The 20,695-nt window shown below is 46.7% G+C and carries 10 protein-coding genes and 1 pseudogene; all 11 read right to left on the bottom strand.

Annotated elements, in window-relative coordinates; genetic code table 11:
- Positions 1-2: 2 nt before the first annotated feature.
- The 11 genes and pseudogenes from DCW36_RS08435 to DCW36_RS08385 all read right to left on the bottom strand — a co-directional run bounded on the left by DCW36_RS08435 (position 3) and on the right by DCW36_RS08385 (position 20,658).
- Positions 3-692, bottom strand: a complete 690-nt coding sequence (locus DCW36_RS08435) for a fasciclin domain-containing protein (protein ID WP_114781892.1) — start codon at positions 690-692, stop codon at positions 3-5.
- A gap of 22 nt (positions 693-714) precedes the next feature.
- Positions 715-2,268, bottom strand: a complete 1,554-nt coding sequence (locus DCW36_RS08430) for a RagB/SusD family nutrient uptake outer membrane protein (protein ID WP_114781891.1) — start codon at positions 2,266-2,268, stop codon at positions 715-717.
- Between the two features lie 22 nt (positions 2,269-2,290).
- Complete coding sequence (locus DCW36_RS08425) at positions 2,291-5,602, bottom strand: SusC/RagA family TonB-linked outer membrane protein (protein WP_114781890.1); 3,312 nt, start codon at positions 5,600-5,602, stop codon at positions 2,291-2,293.
- 1,036 nt (positions 5,603-6,638) lie between these two features.
- On the bottom strand, positions 6,639-10,877 hold the full coding sequence (locus DCW36_RS08420; RefSeq protein ID WP_114781889.1) for a hybrid sensor histidine kinase/response regulator transcription factor: 4,239 nt from the start codon (positions 10,875-10,877) through the stop codon (positions 6,639-6,641).
- 619 nt (positions 10,878-11,496) lie between these two features.
- The gene (locus DCW36_RS08415; RefSeq protein WP_164891073.1) at positions 11,497-12,864 is read right to left on the bottom strand and encodes a DUF4998 domain-containing protein; all 1,368 of its coding nucleotides are present in this window, start codon (positions 12,862-12,864) and stop codon (positions 11,497-11,499) included.
- Between the two features lie 177 nt (positions 12,865-13,041).
- A pseudogene (locus DCW36_RS08410) lies at positions 13,042-13,518 on the bottom strand (polysaccharide lyase family 7 protein); the annotation flags it as partial.
- Positions 13,440-14,294 (bottom strand): DUF4998 domain-containing protein, encoded by an 855-nt coding sequence (locus tag DCW36_RS08405; RefSeq protein ID WP_394344800.1) that lies wholly within the window; start codon positions 14,292-14,294, stop codon positions 13,440-13,442. The gene DCW36_RS08405 and the pseudogene DCW36_RS08410, both read right to left, overlap by 79 nt.
- A 189-nt stretch (positions 14,295-14,483) precedes the next feature.
- A complete protein-coding gene (locus tag DCW36_RS08400) occupies positions 14,484-15,902 on the bottom strand; it encodes an alpha-L-fucosidase (protein WP_114781885.1) in 1,419 nt (472 codons plus the stop codon).
- 28 nt (positions 15,903-15,930) lie between these two features.
- Complete coding sequence (locus DCW36_RS08395) at positions 15,931-17,448, bottom strand: putative Ig domain-containing protein (RefSeq protein ID WP_240676099.1); 1,518 nt, start codon at positions 17,446-17,448, stop codon at positions 15,931-15,933.
- Positions 17,449-17,495: 47 nt separating this feature from the next.
- Positions 17,496-19,058: a glycoside hydrolase family 28 protein gene (locus tag DCW36_RS08390; protein ID WP_114781883.1), complete on the bottom strand. Its 1,563-nt coding sequence runs from the start codon at positions 19,056-19,058 to the stop codon at positions 17,496-17,498.
- Positions 19,059-19,113: 55 nt separating this feature from the next.
- A complete protein-coding gene (locus tag DCW36_RS08385; protein ID WP_114781882.1) occupies positions 19,114-20,658 on the bottom strand; it encodes a putative Ig domain-containing protein in 1,545 nt (514 codons plus the stop codon).
- Positions 20,659-20,695: the final 37 nt, after the last annotated feature.

Raw genomic sequence — 20,695 nt, 5'->3', positions numbered from 1 at the left:
GCCTATTTTTCCTGTAAAGCCACTCTGGTAGGATACTCCAGATAAAAATCCATCACATGTACAAAAGAGCCATTCTTCGCTTTTAAATTGGTGGTGCGGGCTCTTACTACCGGCTCATAATGCGTGGGGAAGCTGTTAAAACCAATAGTTGGCGAGCGGTCGTTCTTCATCAGGTACAGGTTTACTTTAGCCGTATCGGCTGCGGCATTGGTATCGTACCAGGTGGGCACCGGAGGCAAATTGTTCCAGCTCCATGTTCCTTTCACAATATGATACAGCAGCATTTGCTTTACCTTTTCCTTAGGCAGCTGATCGATACTGAAAGCCGGAGCTGTTGGCTGACCAGTGGAAGGATCGTTGGGATCATAATTCGGGTTCGGCAACGGGTTCCTGTTTAAATAGCCGGTTACTGCCGTATTAAAGGCCGCGTTCGTAAGTACAAGATACGTGCTGTTTGGCTGATTATACATACCTTCCAGACCGGCATGCTTCACCGCTTCGATAAACGTACTGAAAAGGTCAGGCCTGGAATTAACAAACTCCCACACCGTCATGTTAAGCTCATTGCTTAACATGCCGGCATTCTTGTCATAATCGTACTTTTGTTGTAGCTCAAGCCCAGCCAGTTCACATCCTGTTAACAGGAATACAGGCGCAAGGGCAGCTATGATTAATCTCTTTATAGCTTTCATTTTAAATGTTTTTTTTAACGGACTAACCTTCTGTATAGGGCGGATTTTGCTTTCCTTTTAAGGCTGGATTTGCCTCAAACTCCTTGTAGTAGATAGGGAATTTTGCTCTGCGTGGATCACCAAACCCAATCGGAACAACATTGGCCGCTTCCTGGCGCTGGCGCATCACGGGGTCCATTACCTCCATCACTTTATCGGTGCGCAGCAGGTCGAACCAACGCTTACCTTCAGCCATAAATTCCAGCTGGCGTTCTTTCAGAATAAGATTTTCGATAGCAGCTTTGTCTGTCGTGCTCACCTCTGCTTTTGCATCTGCCATATACCCTACCCTTTTTCTGATGTTATTGACGATGGTAAGAGCTTCATCTCCACGATTTACCTGATTAAGTGCTTCGGCTCTTAATGTCAGGACATCTGCTAAACGGTAAACCGGCAATTTCACAAAGCTCAGGGTAGTTGATAAGGCTTGCCACATCCTGGCCGGGTCAGTTGAAGGAGAACTGAACTTGTGGTTCTTAGTGATACCATCGGAGTATGTAGAACTCGGGAAATAGTGGTTGTATCCTATTGGCACTGTTCCACCAGTGGAGGCCGACATTCTCAGCGTATCCAGCACATTCCAGAATCGCCCGTCTTTCCCCTGACCTGAACGTAGCCTGGTTACAAACTCATCAAAGATAACCTTTGAAACTTGGTATCCATTGTTCGTATTGGATGCGCCTACTCTTTGTGCCCAGGAGTTGGTGCCATCAATCAGGTCGTCTGACCAGTTAAGCGTAAAAATAGTTTCATTTGACGTCGTTGGATTCAGAAACATATCCTTCCATTCCGCACTATTAGTTACCAGCGCATAGTTTGAATTGCCAATGAAGTAATTAGAAGCAAGGATAGCCTTATCGTACTCTTTAAACCACATGTGCACATCGGTTTTTAAAGCGTAGGCAGCTCCAAGGTTAAAAACAAATTTGCGGTTAGCAGTTACGTTAGTAGACAATAAGGTAATGGCTTTGTCTATATCGGACTGAATTTGTTTTTTTATTTCCTCCATGGGTGCTCTTCCCAACTGGCTCTTAGCGATGCTGCCATCCCAGGGTTCGGTTATCAAAGGAACTTCGCCCCATACTCTTATGGCATAGAAATACATGAGTGCGCGCATGCCGTAGCTTTGCCCCAGGTTATCGTTGTAATCGAACGACGTCAGGTTAGGGATTTTAGGGAAGCGGGCAATGGCTACATTGCTCCGATCGATCACCCGGTAGAGGTTCTCCCAGTTGTATTGCGACTGAGAAGCATCAATTGCATTCATGTATACCCTGGTATCGCCATAACCGGTCGTGTTGTAATTATCGGAGCGTAGATCTCCCCATTCCAGGGCTCCAATCTGTGAGCCCATCAGGGTAGTCTGCGTTTCATCATACATCCCGGCCATCCAGGTTGCCATATCGCCTTTTGTTCCGAAAAACGTGCCAGGCGATAACTCAGAAAGCGGTTCTCTGTCAAGGAAGTCTTTACAACCTGTCGTTGCCATCAGAACAACAGGTAAGGCTATAGCTATCGATTTTAAAAACTTTTTCATGTGATTCTATTTAACTTCCAGATTAGAAATTTAAATTAACTCCAACACCAATCTCTCGCTTGCGTGGATAAGTAGCACCATCGCGACCTGGCGTGAGCACCCCTCCACCAATTTCAGGATCAAATCCGGAATAGTTTGTCCAGGTAAGCAGGTTGTTACCATAAACATAAATATTTGCTGCATTCATAAAGATACGGTTAGCCAGGCTGTTGTTGAGCTGGTAAGTCAGCCTGACGTTTCTTAATCTGATAAAAGAACCGTCTTCGAGGTAAAGGCTGCTCAGTTCACGATAGTTGTAGTTCCTGTCGTTGCCAATCCAGTACCAGTCGGTAATTTGGCCAGGATATTTCCAGCCGGTGCGTACATAATCCGGGTGCTGGTTGTGCAGGTTACCACCCCAGGAGGTATAGCCGCGCAGGAAGTTATTGTAGATAGTGCCGCCCCATCTGGCATAGAAGTTAAAGGATAGATTCCAGTTTTTGTATTTGACATTATTACCCCAGCCCAGATCCCATTTAGGCTGAGCGTTGCCTAATATCTTTCTGTCAGCGTCATCTATCTTATCATCGTAGGCGCCTTCGCTGTTTGGCAGGTTCGACCAGATTACGTCACCGCCGCGTGCCACAACCCCATTTACTTTGATTTGTTTTACATCACCAGTATAAGCTTCCCCGTTTGGTAACAGGTAACTCTCAACAGTTGGCTGTCCGTTCTGCCCGATAATAACGTTACCTTGTGCATCTCGGCTTACTACAGGCGTAAGGCGGGCAGAATAGTCGGTTGTGTAGGCGTTGCTGGCATCGTATTGGTAAATGCCATTAGCCTCGTAGCCATAGAAGTTGCCTGCTGGCATACCGGCAGCTACATACCAGATGTTGCTCTGCACATAATCTTCTCTTGCCAGGTCCAGAATCTTGTTCCTGTTTTTTGACAAGTTTAAGCTGGTTTGCCAGGAGAAGTTCTTAGTGGCTTTTATGGGATATGCCGAAACGGATAGCTCCAATCCTCTGTTTTCGATAGAAGCCATGTTTACTTTCATGTTATTATACCCGGTATGGGTAGGCAAATTCATGGGCACGATCAGGTCAGAAGTGGTCTTAACATAATAGTCGCCCGTAAAATTCACTCTTCCGCTCAGGAAGCTCAGGTCAAGGCCAAGGTTAGACTGCTTTGTTTGTTCCCAACGAATATCAGGATTGCCATAGGTGTTCACGCTACTAACACCGTTTACACCACCATAAAAGTTACCGGCCGTGTAACGTGTTTCAGCTTCGTAATAAGACAGAGGCCTGTCGTTACCGTTTGTACCTAAGCTATATCGCAATTTACCATCAGTCAGCACATCATTTGTCCAGCTCATGAAACCTTCATCAGAGAATCTCCATCCAACCGAGGCTGATGGGAACAATCCCCAGCGGTTGTTAGGACCAAATTTTGATGATCCGTCCATACGGGCTGTTGCATTAAAAATATACTTGCCTTTGTAGTTATAGCCCACACGGCTAAACAAACCTGCAATAGCATAATCTTCGGCAAATGTAAACGTACCGGAGCCATTATCCGGGTTTCCGGAAGCCTGTAAGGTTAGCAGGTTCATCGTACTCAGGCCACTTTCGGTAACAAAGTCATTTCCTTGAAAGTGGAACCTGTCAAACCTGCCGCTCTCGATACTACCACCCACCATGGCTGTAACTGTGTGATCATTTGCAAACGTTTTATCGGCAGACAGGTATGCGTCGCTCAGGACGGTATAGTTAAGAGATGTTCTGTCGATACCTGCACTCTGACGCAGATCTTCGTTGCCATTAGAGTCAAGTTCTTTGCCCCTGAATTCGTTAAAGCGGTTGAGGTACAGGTTACCCGTAGCACTTGTTCTGAAGCGCAGCCAGTCGGCCAGTTTATATTCGAGGTAGTTGTTAAAGTTACCTTCGTAGCGGTTAGTCAGCCTTTTCCGCTCTTCAATTTCCTGGATAGGGTTACGCTGACCACCCATGGCATAAACAGGTGCCAGACTGCCGTCAGGATACCACACTATGTAATCTGTAATGCGCTTTAACGCCCAGCCCAGCACATCGCCTTCGCTGATGTTGTTCGTTTCCATAACGCTTAAGCTCAGGCGCGAACCAAATGTAAGACGTGGGGTAGCCTTAAAGTCTACGTTGGTACGCATGGTGGCTTTTTTGTTGTAGCTGGTCAGGATTACCCCATTCTCATCGATGTAGTTCAAGCTGGTGAAGTACTTCAGGTTGTTGGTACCACCGCTTACGCTTAAGCCCAGATCACGCCGGATAGCAGTGCGGGTAAGCAGGTCCTGGTAATCGTTGCTGGTGCTGGCTATCAGTCCTACCGAGTCGGCGTTTGTATTGTATTTCTCCAGCACGGTTCCCCTGGTTGAGGAATGATTGAGAACTCGTTCAAATTTATTTACCTGCGGCACGGTGTTGGCAATCCTGCTGAAGCTGGTCAAATACCGCACATCTACTTTAGGTTTGCCTTCTGCCCCGGTTTTGGTGGTGATGATAACAACACCATTAGCTGAGCGTGAACCATATATGGCAGCGGAGGCACCATCTTTCAGGATTTCCATCGACTTAATATCGTTCGGGTTAATACCGTCGATACTATTCACAATCATACCATCTACAATAAACAATGGCTGGATGGCGGCATCGCTGAAAGAGGATGCTCCCCGGATGGTGATGCTGAATTCGGACCCTGGAGCACCAGAGTTACTGCTCACCTGAACACCAGCAGCAGTACCCTGCATGGCTTCAAAAACGTTTACGGCCTGGCGCTCTTCAATTACCTTCTCGTTAATAGAAGAGATAGCGCCGGTTACATCGCGCTTCTTCTCTGTACCGTAACCAACCACCACTACTTCACCCAGTGTTTTATCATCAAGAGCCAGCGACACATCTACACTAGACCGATTGTTAACAGAAACTTCCTGCGAAATATAACCAATAAAAGAGAACACAAGAGTACCGTTACCATTAGGTACAGTAATCTGGTATTTTCCATCTCCATCGGTAATGGCACCCGTACTTGAACCTTTTAGCATAACGGTGACACCTGGCATTGGCTCCCCTCCGGAGGTTACTCTACCAGTTACTACCTCATTATTCTGTCCGGCTAAAACCTTATCTGGCACCGCGTTTCCAGGGGTTGTGCCTGCAGTATGTATGGCCAGCAGTTCTTTCTCAACTGCTTTTAATAGCTCAGGCTGTGCCTGGTATAAATTTAAATGGCCACTAGCATTACCAGACAGGCAAAGGCAACACAGCAAAGGGGGTAACCCAAGCTTGCCTAAAAAATGAGTTAATGTTTTTCCCATATTAATTTAAATTCTATTGAGCTGTTTAAGTTGGTTTTACTTCTTTCTGTTTTCGTCAATCAACATAACCTACCAGCCTGCGAACCGCTTTTACCTTCATATCCTCTTTTTATTAACCAGCTTTCTTTGTCAGCATTAGAATATCGGGTCAAGCATCGGAATAATCTGTAGGCACAGGGGGGTATTATTCAGGATGTTATTAAAAATATAAAAATCGCCAGTAGCAACGTAAAAAGGAGTCCCTCCAAAATCCTTGTCCTTCTAATCAAATCTTTCATAAAATACCTATTCGTTTTTTTATTGGGTCACCAAAATTCGGAAGAAACTCTTTGGTAACAGGTAGCAGATTCGTTCAAGAAAGAGGAAGATTAGTTCTGACTTAAAAAGTGGCTTTTTCAGCGTAAATTCGCGCATTCAATTGTTTAAACATGTAATTTTCATTAACAAATAATTGTAAGCGGATAACAAAATGCTCAAGCTGTAGAGCTATTTATATCAGGTAGATTTCATCCTTGGGAGGGACTGTGACAGGAACAGTCTTCTTTGTACTTGCACTTGTCATATTTGCCGACAACATGAACTCCCTCTAAACTGTAGCGAGAGCAGGAAAGGAAACCTGAGGAGGTATTGTTGTCATCTGCAACGTTCTACAGGCTGTGTTAGATTGGCAGCAAATGTGAAGACATACAGGCTTCATTTTCAGCAGACAACAGGAGACTTAAGAGTTATTTGATATTTAACCGATCGGGAATCCGTTTGTTATTACCCCTCGGGTTCCTATCCCACCAACTTACTTTTAAACTCTATTGTACCCATTTCATTCGCTATTCCATTTAACAGAGGGTATGGTGGCAGGTGCTTACAATCTGCAAGACACTTACAACTTATACTGCTCCTGCCACTATACCCTCTGCTGCAGGAAATTTTATACAACCAGGTTCCTGGTAAAACATCACCTGGTTTCAACAGGCACAAAGGGAGTTATTTATTCTGCAGCCATTGCCACCACTCCCTTACCTGCTGGTTGTGTCTTCACCTAAACCGTCAGTTCCGGTTGCTGTGCCTCTCCATCTGTTCTGGATAGTTCTACATATTCGGTAGGCGTTTTGCCGTACTGGTTCCTGAATAGCTTGCTAAAGTACTTCGGATCATTATAACCCACCTCATAGGCCACCTCCGATATCGTCATCCTGTTTTGTCTTAATAACATCTCGGCCTTTTTTAACCTTACCGACCTGATCAGGTCGATAACAGATAAGCCTGTCAGCATTTTTGTTTTCCGGAAAAGCACTGGCCGGCTCATGCCTATGTGGTTTACCAGTTCCGACACATTAAACTCCGGATCAGAAATATTTGCTTCCAGAATCTGCATCAGGCGCTGCAGGAATTTATCGTCCGGGTTCTCAATTTCCTGGTACTGCGGCTGCAGCGTTACTATACGTCCGTACTTTTCTTTCAGCTTTTCACGAACAGCCAGCAGGTTCTTAACCTTTAACAGAAGCAACTGAATGTTAAATGGCTTGCACATATATTCATCAGCGCCTCTCTCCAAACCTGCCACCTGATGAATAATCGTGCCGCGGGCGGTAAGCAGGATAACCGGAATATGGTTAGTACGCTCATCCGTCTTTAGCTTATTCGTCAGTTCCAGTCCATCCATGCGGGGCATCGAAATATCACTTATGATCAGGTTCGGGAGTTGTTCGGTTGCTATTTCCCAGCCCTCTTCTCCATCGGTTGCTTCGAATACCTGGTAATGCGGCGATAAAAGGTTTTTCAGATAGCTTCTGATCTCCGTGTTATCTTCTACTACTAATACCGATACTCGCTCGCAGGCTTCTGCCTTTTCGGTTGACTCTTTCTCAAAAACCTCTTTGTAAAAATAATCCTGCTCAGGGCTTTGCTCTACAGCCTGTACAGCAGGCACTTGAACGGTTTCAGGGCTTTCAGTAACAGGAGCGCTTACAACAGGCAGTATAATTGTAAAGCGGGTAAAGCCTGGCTGTTGACTATTTCTTTCCTGGCTTTCGACAGAGATGGTACCACCATGCAGATGCACAATTTCTTTAGAAAAGGCCAGTCCGATACCAAAACCACTTGCCGACATTACCGGGCTTTCGGCCTGGTAGAAACGGTCAAAAATCTTGTCTATATGCTCAGGAGAAATACCAATACCATTATCCTCTACCACTATCTTCAGCAAAGGCTCACTGAAATCAATATTTTCGGAGTTGTTGGCTGCAACACCAAACGGATTGCTTTCTAAACTGACGCCAAGAGCAATTCTACCACCATTGGCCGTAAACTTAAATGAGTTGGACATCAGATTATAAAACACTTTCTCCAACTCTTCCGGATCGAAATTTGCCGGAATATGCTGATAATCGGAATGGAAGTCCAACTGGATATGATTAAGCCAGGCATGCTCCTGGAATGAAGTCTTGATCTCCTTCAGCCAGCCTACAATATCCTTGTCTACCCGCTTTAACTGCATATTACCGGTTTCCTGCTTGTTAAAGTCCAGTAACTGATTCAGCAAACGCAGCAGTCTGTCGGTATTAGAAGTAACCACCTTAAGCTGGCTTTGTAAAAATGTATCATTCCTGTATTTTTCTGCCATTAGTTGCACTGGACTTACAATAAGCGTTAAGGGCGTTCTGAGTTCATGGGCTATGTTGGCAAAAAAGTTAATCTTAGTCTGATGCAGTTCTTCCTGCCTCATCTTTTCCAGATGCTCTAATTCCAGCTGATGGGTCAGTTTAATCCTGGTCTTATTGATTCCGGACCATACTAACAACAGAACAACAAACGCAGCAGCATACAACGTGTAGGCCCACCACGTTTTCCAGGGCGGTGGCAGAATGGTGATTGCCAGTTCCTGGGTTTCGCTCCAGATACCATCGTTATTTGAACCCTTAATTAAAAGCGTATAGTCGCCGGGCTCCAGGTTCATATAAGAAGCTACGGGTTCTTTTACATAATTCCAGCCTTTATCGAAGCCGGCGAGCTGGTAGGCATACTGGTTCTTATTGGAATTGATATAATTTAAGACTGCAAATTCAAAAGAGAATATGTTCTGGTTGTGCCGGAACTTCAGTTTTTTCACTTTATCGAGAGAGGCCGGCAGTATATCATCTTCGCCATTTACCTGCACTTCTTTGTTATACAGGCGCAGTTGTGTAAATATCAGTTTTGGTTTTTTGGTGTTAATCTGGATACTGTCCGGATGGAAAACAACTACACCGTTAAACCCACCAAAATACATGTACCCCCTTTCATCCTTGTGGAAGGAGTTAAAGCTAAACTCTTTACTGAAGAGACCATCATTCCTGTTATAGTTCTGGAAAGTAAAATTATCAGGGTCTAACTTTGTAAGACCATTCTGGGTACTAAACCAAAGATACCCCCTGTCATCTTCCAGAATTCCATACACAGTGTTATCCGGCAGGCCATCAGCAGTGGTAAAGTGGCGGATATCGCCTGTTTTTGGATTCAGAAGATTCAAGCCATTCTGGGTACTAACCCATAACCGCTTTTTCTTATCCTCATGGATACAAAGGATATAGTTTCCATTTAATGACTGTTCTTCTTTTTTGCTGTTCAGGTAGCGTCTGAACTTGTCCCGACCAGGTTCTTTCCTGTTTAATCCGTTGGTGGTACCAAACCACAGGGTTTTATTGGAGTCTTCAAAAATGTAGGTGATAGAATTTGAGCTCAGCGAAGTAGGATCATTCGGGTTATGAACCAGCGTCTGAAAAGTTTTCGCCTGCTCATCAAAGCGGCTGAGTCCACCATTATACGTTGCCACCCAAAGTGTTCCCTGGCTGTCCCTTTTTATGCTGTAGGAAATGTCATCCGGAATCGTTTTTTTATTGCCGGGCTGGTGAAAGTAATGCGTAAACTTTTTACTGGCTATATCGAAATAATTCAGCCCGTACAATGTACCAATCCATAATCCCCCCTTCTCCATCATAATAGTTTTGATATTATCATGGCTTAAGGAATTGCTGTTGGTAGCGCTGTGCCTGTAGTTGGTGAGGGTATTTGCTTTTCTGTCCAGGTAGTATAAACCGCTTCCTTCGGTACTTATCCAGACGTTACTGTCGCCATCCGTAAGGATCTTACTGGTTACCTTGAATTTTGATTGCTGATCGTAGCTATCCAACCGGATTTGATCAAACTGCTTTGCCAGCGGACTATAATAATTTATACCACCATAGAAAGTACCCACCCAGTAAATCCCTTCATTATCGATGAACATGGAGCGGATAGAGTGGTCGCTTAATGCTCCCTGGCTATGGGTATTACTGTTGAGTTTAACAACATGCTGCGTTTTCTGGTTAATAACATACAATCCGCCGATAGACCCAACCCAGAAATTGCTGTCTTTATCCCGCCTGATAACTCTTATTTTGCCTGAATTCAGCTCTTCGTGCGGATAACCTGGTCCTGCCAGCAACTTACCTTCTTTCTTATTAAAAAACTTAAGCCCTGTTTTCTCTGTCCCTAACCAGAGTATGCCCTTGTCGTCTTCCGCTATGGCATTTATCCAGTTATAGTTTTTGTGACCGGCATTTCCTTTCGACAAGGAGTAGTTTGTAAACTGGTAATTATCAGCACCTTTGCACGTCAATCGCGAAAATCCATTAGAAGTACCTATCCAGATAATACCTTCTTTATCCTGAAAAACCTGGCGCACCTCATTATTTACAAGACTGTTTTTATCTGAATCCTCATGCTGAAAACGTTTAAGCTGCTTCAGGTTACCTTTTGAAATCAGCACCAGCCCATCCCGGGTTCCGACCCAGATGTTAGCAGATCGGTCTTCAAAAATGGTCAGGATGTGATTTCCCGATAAAGAAGCCGGTAGGCCAGTATCTAATTTTATTCTGGTAAAATTATCTTTTACCGGATTATAAAGATTTAAACCCAGACTACTGCCTACCCACAAATTACCTTTAGAGTCGGACAGCAGACTCATGATAGCATTATTAGACAAACTTGTGCTATCCTCAGGATTATTTTTATACACTTTTACCTTGCTGGCATCATACTTATTTAATCCGTCGCGGGTACCAAACCACATATACCCATCCTTATCTTTTGTGATGGAGAAAACCGTACTCTGCGACAGGCCTTCATCAACGGAAAGATGATTAAATTTAATAGTAGAATTTTGAGCAAGAACTGGGGAAATAAAAAAGTAGAGCAGCACAATTAATGCTACCCTATTGAGAAGTTGTAAAGAAATATTAAAAAACACTGAAAAAATCATTACATTAAGTAAAAATTATACTAATAATGGATACACTTTCGATTAAACATTCAAAATTCTTTAGTAGACATTCCACAGGGATTATCTATTTAGTAGTAAAGATAGCAAAACTAACAAACATAAGTTTAAGATAAAACAAATTTGTTACTTCCAAACGTAACACACTTTAATAATATTCGTAGACAGCAGCCTTTGTAAAAAATCTGACGGTAAAGGCTACACTTTCAGTGGATATTCCGCATATTTTATTTCCCGTATTATCAGAAACAAATAGTACCGGAAGTATGGTTCAGAAAGCCTTGACTTCAATATATAAATCAAATTTTTAATAACTAATTTCTAAGACACCCCCATTTCTAACAGATATCGCCTGCCAGCAGAGTAAACATTATGAAAGTAAGAAAGGGGGTCTCGTTTATGAAGGTGTTGTTTAGCTTTTTTACCTGCTACAATTGTGAACGAAACCGCATATTTCGCTTTGGTTGCTGAAATAATCTAGAAAGAGGATATGGCTGTGTTTAGGAACAACTCTACCTACAGCCTGTGTTGCACTATCAGGCCATGAACGACCCTGACAAATTAATATTCTGCTGTCCGCAAAGCCGTTCCGGGTGTTGAGTTAGTCTACTTCCTCGTAGGAGGTCCCAACTTTGATGTTATCAATATAATTTGAGATGGCGAGATCGCTTCTGCCATAAATTCCCCATTTGGGGCAGTTGTGGCCACCATCGAAGGTGCGGCAATAGTACCTTTGGGAGTCATCGCTGAATGTCTGCTTTACCCCGTTGAACCAAAGCTCAATCCAGCCGCCACGCAACGCATCGCTTACGTGTATGCCTAAGGCTAATTTGTACCAGGTGTTGGCCTTCCAGGGGGCAGACCACAGAATGGTTTCGATACCACCGGGCTGGCGTTGCTGTAGTATCATATTCCCGTCTCTCATTTTCAGAACAATTGGAAAGTTCTGGATATGGTCGCCATAGGACTTCCACTGAAAATTGGCATTGTTGTTAGAATTATCTGTCAGCTTAGACCACCAGCCGAAGTAGTAGGTGTTGTTGTTTTTGAATTCATACTTTGCCCCATTTACCTTAATGCCATGGTTCTCGCAGCGGTTACTGCTGACAGGCTTCTGAAAGCGCCAAACCAGGCCCCGTACCGGATCGTGGTCGGTAGTGATGGAAGATGGCGCCTCTACATTTCCGCTACCAATAAGCCCGAATGTAGCAGAAGCGCCTTTGGCAGGATCAGCAGCAAGAATAGACGGGGGCGTAATATTTCCATCATCATCAACAGGTGGAGAATAGTCCAGATGCAGGACTTCTACTGTTTCGTAGGCAGTATAGAAAGTATCGATGGCTGATGAGTTGGGCATGTGCAGGGTGCGGTACCGAAAACTTTCTCCTGTCTTAAAACCATCAAGCGTAGTACTGCGTGAAAACGGAGATATGAAAAGGGTATGTGCAACTGCAGCTGCATCGGTATATTCAAGTTCAGCCCCCACTACACCCAGCGCAGCAGATTCCCAATCTATTTCTGCGGCTGAAGTCTCTGCGTTATAATTTAATTTTTTAATAGCACGGTTCTGCAGCGCGGCTTCGTACTGGCTGCCATATGCCTGCGCATTCACGTTAACCTTCTCCGACAATTTGCCTCCTTTATCGAGTACATAGATGGTGAAGGTGTGGTTGCCTTCTATCAGGTTATCGATAATAATGCTCAGGGTGTCTTTACCTGCCACAACCGGTATCTCCCTGGATAGGGTTTCGTCGTTCCAGGTTACCTTGCTTTTCACGACACGCTCATCGGCTGGCAGCTTCCACCACAGCTTCACGCGGTTCCTGCCCGGACAACTTTTAACTGATGTTACTCTGTCTATCTCTTTCTCAACTACAACTGCTGCCTCATCTTCTTTCTCACAGCCAGCAAGCAGAAAAACCAGTGACAGGGCAATGGTAGCGTAGAACTTTAGGTTTACTGTCTTCATTAATGTAGAACTTAGCACCATTAAGCGTAATATCAGTTAAAGAGCATGTTTAAACTTTGCCTTTGCAAGCGAAAATTTAAACATACTCTAATGAGCTTCTGCCTCCAACGTAGCTTTCGGCAGGTGAAATAAACCTGATTCCCGTTAGTTTCCCTTACAAGACTTCTTTTTATCCCCTTATTTCCCAACTGGTCCGTTTTTCCAGTATTTTATATTCTTCCAGCGCGATTCGGACCTGGTGCCTGTAATGTTATAAACGCCGCATTTAAAATAGTGGGTTTTCTGACCACGGTCGTCAAACACTCCTTTAAGCTGGTTGTCCAGGTACACGTAAATTTTGCCGTTATCCGCGTCGTGCTGTACATTTACATGTATCCATCTCTCGTAGGCATTTGTCAATAAGATTTCGTTATCATAGCGCTTTATTGTTCCATTGTTAGCTGCATGTACTTTGAGCATGATAGAAGTTGAATGCTGCACCCCTCCGAATACCTGCATAATATCAGTCCCAGCGGTGCCGGCAACGATATATACATCCCCTTCAAACTGATGCTTGCCCAGCAGATAATCATTCTTCATCCGGAGTTCAGAGCGTGGCCCTGTACCACAACCCTCATACTGGCAATCATCACCTTTATAAATCCAGAACCGGTGCTCCTCATTAGAAAAACTATACCGGTCGGATTGTGGTAAAGTCCAGGGAGTTTGAAGGTTATAGGTATAGGCGGTCTGGGTCCAGCTTTTGTTGGAGAAGGCTCCTCCTCTGCGGACGCCTGCTCAATAATTACCGTTTCAAAGGCAGTGAAGAAGGTATCTATAGCGGAGGAATTGGGCAAATGCAGGGTGCGGTACCTGAAGCTTTCTCCTGCCGTAAAATTGGAAAGCGTGGTGTTTCGTGTAAACGGAGTTACGGAAAGTGTGTGCGTAGTTGCTGCGGCATCGGTATATTTTACTTCAGCCCCCACAACACCCAGCCCGGCAGATTCCCATTCAATTTCTGCAGCTGAAGACGATGCGTCGAAGTTTACTTTTTTGATAGCCCGGTTCTGCAGTGCGGTCTCAAATTCGTTGCCATAAGCTTTGGCATTCACGATTACCATACCAGATTGTTTGCCCTCTTTATCGAGTGCATAGAGGGCGAAAGTGTAGTTACCTTCTTCCAGGTTTTCGATCAGCACACTCAGAGTGTCTTTACCTGCCACAACCGGTATCTCCCTGGATTGGGTTTCGTCGTTCCAGGTTACCTTACTTTTCACGACACGCTCATCGGCTGGCAGCTTCCACCACAGCTTCACGCGGTTCCTGCCCGGATATGTCTTAACTGATGTAACTTTTTCTATCTCTTTTTCTACTACTACCGGTGGTTCAATTTCTTTCTGGCACCCGGCGTTGAGAAGAATTACAGACAGGCCTATGGCAATGTAAGACATCATGTTTTCTGACTTCATCAATAGCTAAAGTTTATAAAATAACATTGTTAAAAAAAGGCAACCAGCTTCTTACAACCACAAAACCGCACTGCTCCTGCCACCATTTCTACTGTTGTAGATAAATATCTGCTGCACCCGTCACGATACCCGCTGCTATATTTCAGAACTCTTCCACCGGTCAGTAGAAGCTTATTTCATACCTGTAGCGTGGGCTTCGCTGGCTGTGGCTGGCAGTTGGCCTTTTACCTGAACTTTAATTACAGACGCTATCGCATCCGGAGCCTGAGCAGGTAGCTCGATAACGGTTCCCGCTGCCGTCTTTTTTGTTTTTACTTTCTTTCCACCGGCAAGCAAACCGGCAGACTTTACATTGTTGCTTAAGCCCGGCACCAGTAATTTTCCATCTGCTGGCCAGTTAAATACTGTGAGGTAAAGGGTGCTGCCTTTGGCATCCTCTTTTCTGGTAATGCGGCCCCATTCTACCGGCGTTAAAGGGTTTTGCTTTGTACCATAAATGGCTTCACCGTTTACCTTCATCCAGGCACCTACCTCTTTTAGCCTGTCTACACTTTCCTGGGGGAAAGTACCATCGGCTTTGGGACCAATGTTCAGCAGGTAATTCCCACCTTTAGAGGCAATGTCCACCAGGTTGTGGATGAGGGTTTCGGTGCTTTTCCATTTGTGGTCGAAGCTTTTGTAACCCCAGGTATCGTTCATAGTCATGCAGGTTTCCCAGTATTTACCCTCCATTTCGCCTGCTTTGGGTATCTTTTGCTCCGGCGTGGTCAGGTCGCCCGGAAAATCGGGCTTCATTAAGCGGTCGTTGGTGATGATGTTGGGCTGCAGCGTCAGCAAAGCATGGAGTTTTTCGGCGTTCTGTTTGTCAAAACCGTTTGGCGTGTCCCACCAGAGCACTGCAATTTCGCCGTACTTCGTCAGGATTTCCCGCACCTGCGGCACTGCCACCTCATCCACGTATTGCGATACTGTTTTTGAGGTCTGTACCGGGTCCCAGTGTCCGTCGTTTGCCTTTGTATAAGCATCCATTGCTGCTGCATTCGGCATATGATCATAGCCTCTGTTTGCTGCCCTGAAATAAGCCGTTCCACCCGGGTGTACCCAGTCCTGCGCCTGCGAGTAATACAGGCCAAGTTTGATGCCGTGCTTCTTGCAGGCTTCTGCCAATGGCTTTATCAAATCTTTCCCGTAAGGAGTTGCATCCACCACATCCCAGTCGCTTGCTTTTGAATCGAATAAAGCAAAGCCATCGTGGTGTTTGGCGGTGATGACGATGTATTTCATGCCGGCATCTTTTGCCATGCGTACCCATGCATCGGCATCGTATTTCGTGGGGTTGAATTCTTTTGCATATGCTTTGTAGTCGGCCACCGGGATTTTAGCGAAGTTCATAATCCATTCCCCAATCCCTTTTATCTGGTGCCCGTTGTAGGTTCCTGCCGGCACGGCATATACACCCCAATGGATAAACATCCCGAAGCTGGCCTCTTCCCACCATTCCATGCGTTCCTTCTGGCTGAGCATTTTTTGCGCTGATACGTTGCTTAACAGGAAGAATACCGCAGCAACTGTCAGTAATAATTTTATCATGATTATGTTCTTTTAATTATTGAACAGGCTATTCCGCCTTCCGCAGGCTTATCATCACCACACCATGGCTGTTTACATCCATCGGAAATGAATTCTCGAAAGTGCCCAGGTCCTTTTGCCGCCACAGGTCCCGCACGATATACTTGCCTACAATGTTGAGGTCGGGCCAGCGCAGGGTTACGGGAGCGGTACTGTCGCCGGTATTGAACAGACCAGCTGCAATGGTTCCGTCTTCGAGTTCTTTGGCCATGATGCCTGTCTCGCCTTTGGTAGAGATGGTGGTAGCCTGCAGCCCGAGCGGGTCCTGGTTCACGGCCAGTACTTCGTCGTTGGTGAGCAGGCTGATGGTGAATTCGTCCAGCTTGGTCAGGTCGTTGCCCAGTAGCAGGGGCACCGACATCAGCGCCCAGGCGGTAACGTGGGTGTACTGCTCGTCGGGTGTGAGGCGGGTTGGTTTTGGCGTTTTGCCCCAGCCTACGTAGCCTACAATCATCATGTCCGGGTCGTTCCAGTGACCGGGACGGGCGTAGGGCGCCCAGCGGTCCTGGGTAAACAAACGGGCCCGCAGGCTCTCCCAGGTATCGCGGATATCGCCGCCGGTACGCCAGGCATTCGACACGGAAGACAATTCCTTGACGGAGCGGTACGGGGTGCTGTTGGATAAGCTGAAAACAATGTCGCGGCCGCTTTTGCGCAGCGCATCGTGCATCCGTTTCGTTTCGGGGTACTCGTTCGGGTTCCAGTCGTACTTGAGGTAATCGAAGCCCCACTTTGCCCACTGCTTCACGTCATTCTCAACAAACACATACTTCCCGATGGCGTAAGGCATCTTCTTTTCCCGCCGCGGTACATTCACCTTCACCGGCTCAAAGGTACCCTCCGGGTTCATGGCCGAACTGCCGACACGGTGGGCGTAGGTTTCTATCCAGGGCGAGGAATAGATGCCGATTTTCAGGCCCATGTCGTGCACCTCGTTTACCAGGCCTTGCATGTCCGGGAAGGTAGCAGGGTCGGGTTGTATGGCCTTGAATTCGCCGCCGCGTTTGCCCTGCCAGGCATCGTCGATGTTGATGTAAGACCAGCCGTGGTTTATCAGCCCGGAGCTTACCATGGCCTTCGCATTCGCCAATACCGCTTCCTGCGAAATTTTATCGCCGTAGATGTTCCAGCTGTTCCAGCCCATGGGGGGCGTCAGCGCTATCTCCTCTCCCACCACCAGTTTGAATGGCCTGGTGGCTGTGCCTGTGTTATTCTTTGCCTGCAGGTTAATAACATAGGTGCCAGGCTTGGCAACCGAACCGGAAAGCTTTCCTGTTTTGGCATCCAGCTTTACCCCTGCCGGAAGATTGGTAGCCGAAAAAGTAATTGGCCTGTTTCCAGTAGCCGGAACCGTAAAAACGATAGGATGCCCGGGACGCACACCAAACACTTTAGCTCCGTTGATGCGGGGTTCGGGACCGGGTTTGGGCGTGAGGATGTATTTTGCCAGCGAGTCCTGGGCATAAACTGTACTGTTACCTGCCACCACACTACCGGCTATCATCATTACCGCCAAAAGTAATTTTCTGTTAGTTTGCGCTAACATTCGTAGATTCATAGGATATCTGATTTTTTCGAAGAAGGTTTATTATTTACTTTTTTGATTTGTACAGCACTTTTAGCCACACCAGCTGCCAGTTTAATTTGTGGACGGTCGGCATGTACTGCAATGTTTTTACTCGCTGCGCCTGCTACTTCCAGAAAGACAGCAGGCTTATTCTCCGGGCTGACCATGCCCAGCGTTACGTTTCGTGCCGCCTCCAGCCTGACATAAGGTTCATCAAAAGCAGTTGCCGGCATCGCCATGTTCGTCAGGCTTACATCGGCTACATCAATTCCGGTAATAGCCGGACGGGCATCAGCTTTCGCCAGCGAGACCTGCACATCCTTCACCCTTATCCCCTGTGCATGCCGGATGTATAGTCCGTAGGTAGGCATTATTTTACCAAACATCGTTACCTCCGGATAATCAGCCTCCACTTCGGGCAACTGCAATTTTGCATCTGCCTCGGAGCCTCCGCCCGGTAAGTGAACCGAAACATCAGAAATGCTGACATTCTTAATCAGGTGACCGGGAATACCGCTGATAATCATGGCCATTTGTGAAGCCTGCTTTACACGGATGTTGCTGATAGTAACACCATCGATTATCCCAACCGGCTTTTTGGCATCGCCTTCGCGGAAGGTCTTTAACCTGGAGCCCAGGCGTAAGAGAATGGGCAGGGTGGTTTTCTCTATCGTGATGTTCCGGATACGGAGGTTCTTCAGATGTGCCCCATCTACGGAATACAGTTTGATGCCTTTCGTTTCTTTGACGGTGCAATCATGAATGTTGATATCCTCGAAGTTACCCATCGACTCGGTGCCTAATTTAAAGGCTCCCTGCCCTGTGTTGATGGTGCACCCGCTCACCTCTATCTCTTTGCAAGGCTTCGGACCGGTGGTTTTTAAACAGATGGCATCGTCGCCACTGTCGATGTCACAGTCCCGGATAACTACCTGTTCGCAGCAATCAATGTCGATGCCGTCGTTGTTGCTCAGGCCTCTGCTCCTGATAATGACGCTTTCCGCCAGCACATTTTTGCATTCAAAGAAGTGCATGGTCCAGGCTGCCGGGCCTTCCAGGTACACATCAGAAACCGTTACATTTTCGGAGCGGACAAACCTGACCAGGAAAGGGCGTTTGCTGCGTCCGTGCTTTTCGAGAATCTCTTTACCGTTCCCGTTAATCCGGCCTTTACCGGTAATCCCGACATTCTTCACATCCTTTGCCCCGATAAAACTATAGCCCATGCTGGAGCCTCTTCCGTCCTTAAAACCATCCACCAACTGGTAATGGTTAATATCGGTACTGCCGGAAAGGACAGCCTTTTCATGCAGGTGAAGTGTAACACCATCCTTCAACAGGATGGTACCACTCAGCCAGGTGCCTTCCGGAATAAATACTTTCCCGCCGCCCTGCCTGCTGCAGGCATCTATGGCACGTTGAATAGCGTCTGTGTTTAAGGTTGTTCCATCGCCTACAGCACCAAACTGCGTGACCACCACATCACCGGCTTTCGCAGCAAGACTAAGGAAAGCAACAAGCAGTACGAGCAGTTTTCGGATGACTAGCATAAGGAGATTCTTTAAGCCTGCAAGACTTTTACCGCCTGCAGGACTGTTATTGTATTTATTTCTTTCGGACACTCACCATCACCACCCCATGCTCCGGCACATCGGCTTTAAACTCGCCCTCAAATGTTCCGAGGTCCTTTTGCCGCCACAGGTCCCGCACGATGTATTTGCCTTTGATGCCCAAGTCTGACCACTTCATCACTACCTGCTGCGTACCGTTATCGGCCAGGTTGAATAAGCCGGCCGCTTTGGAACCATCCTCCATGTCCTTTGCCATCACCCCGATGTCGCCGTTCCGGGCAATCACCGTTGCCTGTTTTCCCAGCGGGTCCTGGTTCACGGCCAGCACTTCGTGGTTGGTTAAAAGGCTGAAGGTAAAATCATCGAGTCTGGAAATATCGTTGCCCAGGAGCAACGGCACCGACATCAGGCACCAGGCGCTCATGTGCGTGTACTGCTCATCGGGCGTTAACTTGGAAGGCCATTTTTCGGCGGAGTTCCAGCCTACCACGCCCACAATCATCATGTCGGGGTCGTTCCAGTGGCCGGGACGGGCATAGGGAGCCCATTTGTCCTGGGTAAAAATGCGGCTCTTTAAGCTTTTCCAGTTGTCTTTGATGTCACCGCCCGTGCGCCAGGCATTGGACACCGCAGACAGCTCGCCAATGGTGGCAAACGGAATGCTGTTTGAGAGGCTGTAGACCACATCGCGCCCGCTGTTCCGGAGGGCGTCGTACATCTCCTTCGTTTCTGGCAGCTCTGCCGGGTTCCAGTCGTACTTCAGGTAATCGAAGCCCCACTCGGCAATCTGCTTCGCATCGTTTTCCCAGAAGTGGTAGGTCCCAATAGCGTAAGGCAGCAGCTTCTTGTTCCGGGCAATATTTTCTTTCGTGCGCTCAAAGGTTCCTTCGGGGTTCATGGCCGAGCCGCCAATGCGGTGCCCATACGACTCTACCCAAGGCGTAGAGTAAGTACCGATTTTCAGGCCCATCCCATGTACCTCATCCACCATGGCCTGCATATCGGGGAAGCGGGTGCTGTCCGGAAGGATGGCAAAATGTTTCCCGCCGCGCTTGCCCTGCCAGCCATCGTCGATGTTCAGGTAGGTCCAGCCATAATTTATCAGACCGGTACCAGCCATGGCTTTGGCCTGCGTGAGTACCTGTTCCTGCGTGATTCTGGTGCCGTAGATGTTGTAGTGGTTCCAGCCCATGGGAGGCGTCAAGGCAATATCCTCTCCCACTATTATTTTGAAATCGCGACTAACTTTTCCCGAAGCGTTTTTCGCTTCCAGTTGCACAACGTACGTACCCGGAGCAGCAATTGCGCCTGAAAGCCACCCTGTTTTCGGGTCGAGCTTTACCCCTTTCGGCAGCTTCTTCGCCGAGAAAGTCATGGGCCTTTCGCCCGATGCCGGGATGGTAAAAACAATCGGATGGTTCGGGCGCACACCAAACACTTTAGGTCCGTTGATACGGGGTTCGGGACCAGGCTTGGGCGTGAGAATGTATTTCGACAAATCCTCCTGCGCGTTTACGGTAGTTCCACACGCCAGGCAACACCACAGCAACAGGAATAACTTTATTTTAAAATGCTTCATTGGAAAAACATGCATTGGTTTAATCTTAAAAATAAAT

Origin of the sequence: Botryobacter ruber (assembly GCF_003347595.2) — a bacterium.
GTDB lineage: Bacteria > Bacteroidota > Bacteroidia > Cytophagales > Hymenobacteraceae > Pontibacter > Pontibacter ruber_A.
The sequence above is the reverse complement of the archived record's forward strand: the minus strand, read 5'-3'. Positions and strand labels throughout refer to the sequence as shown.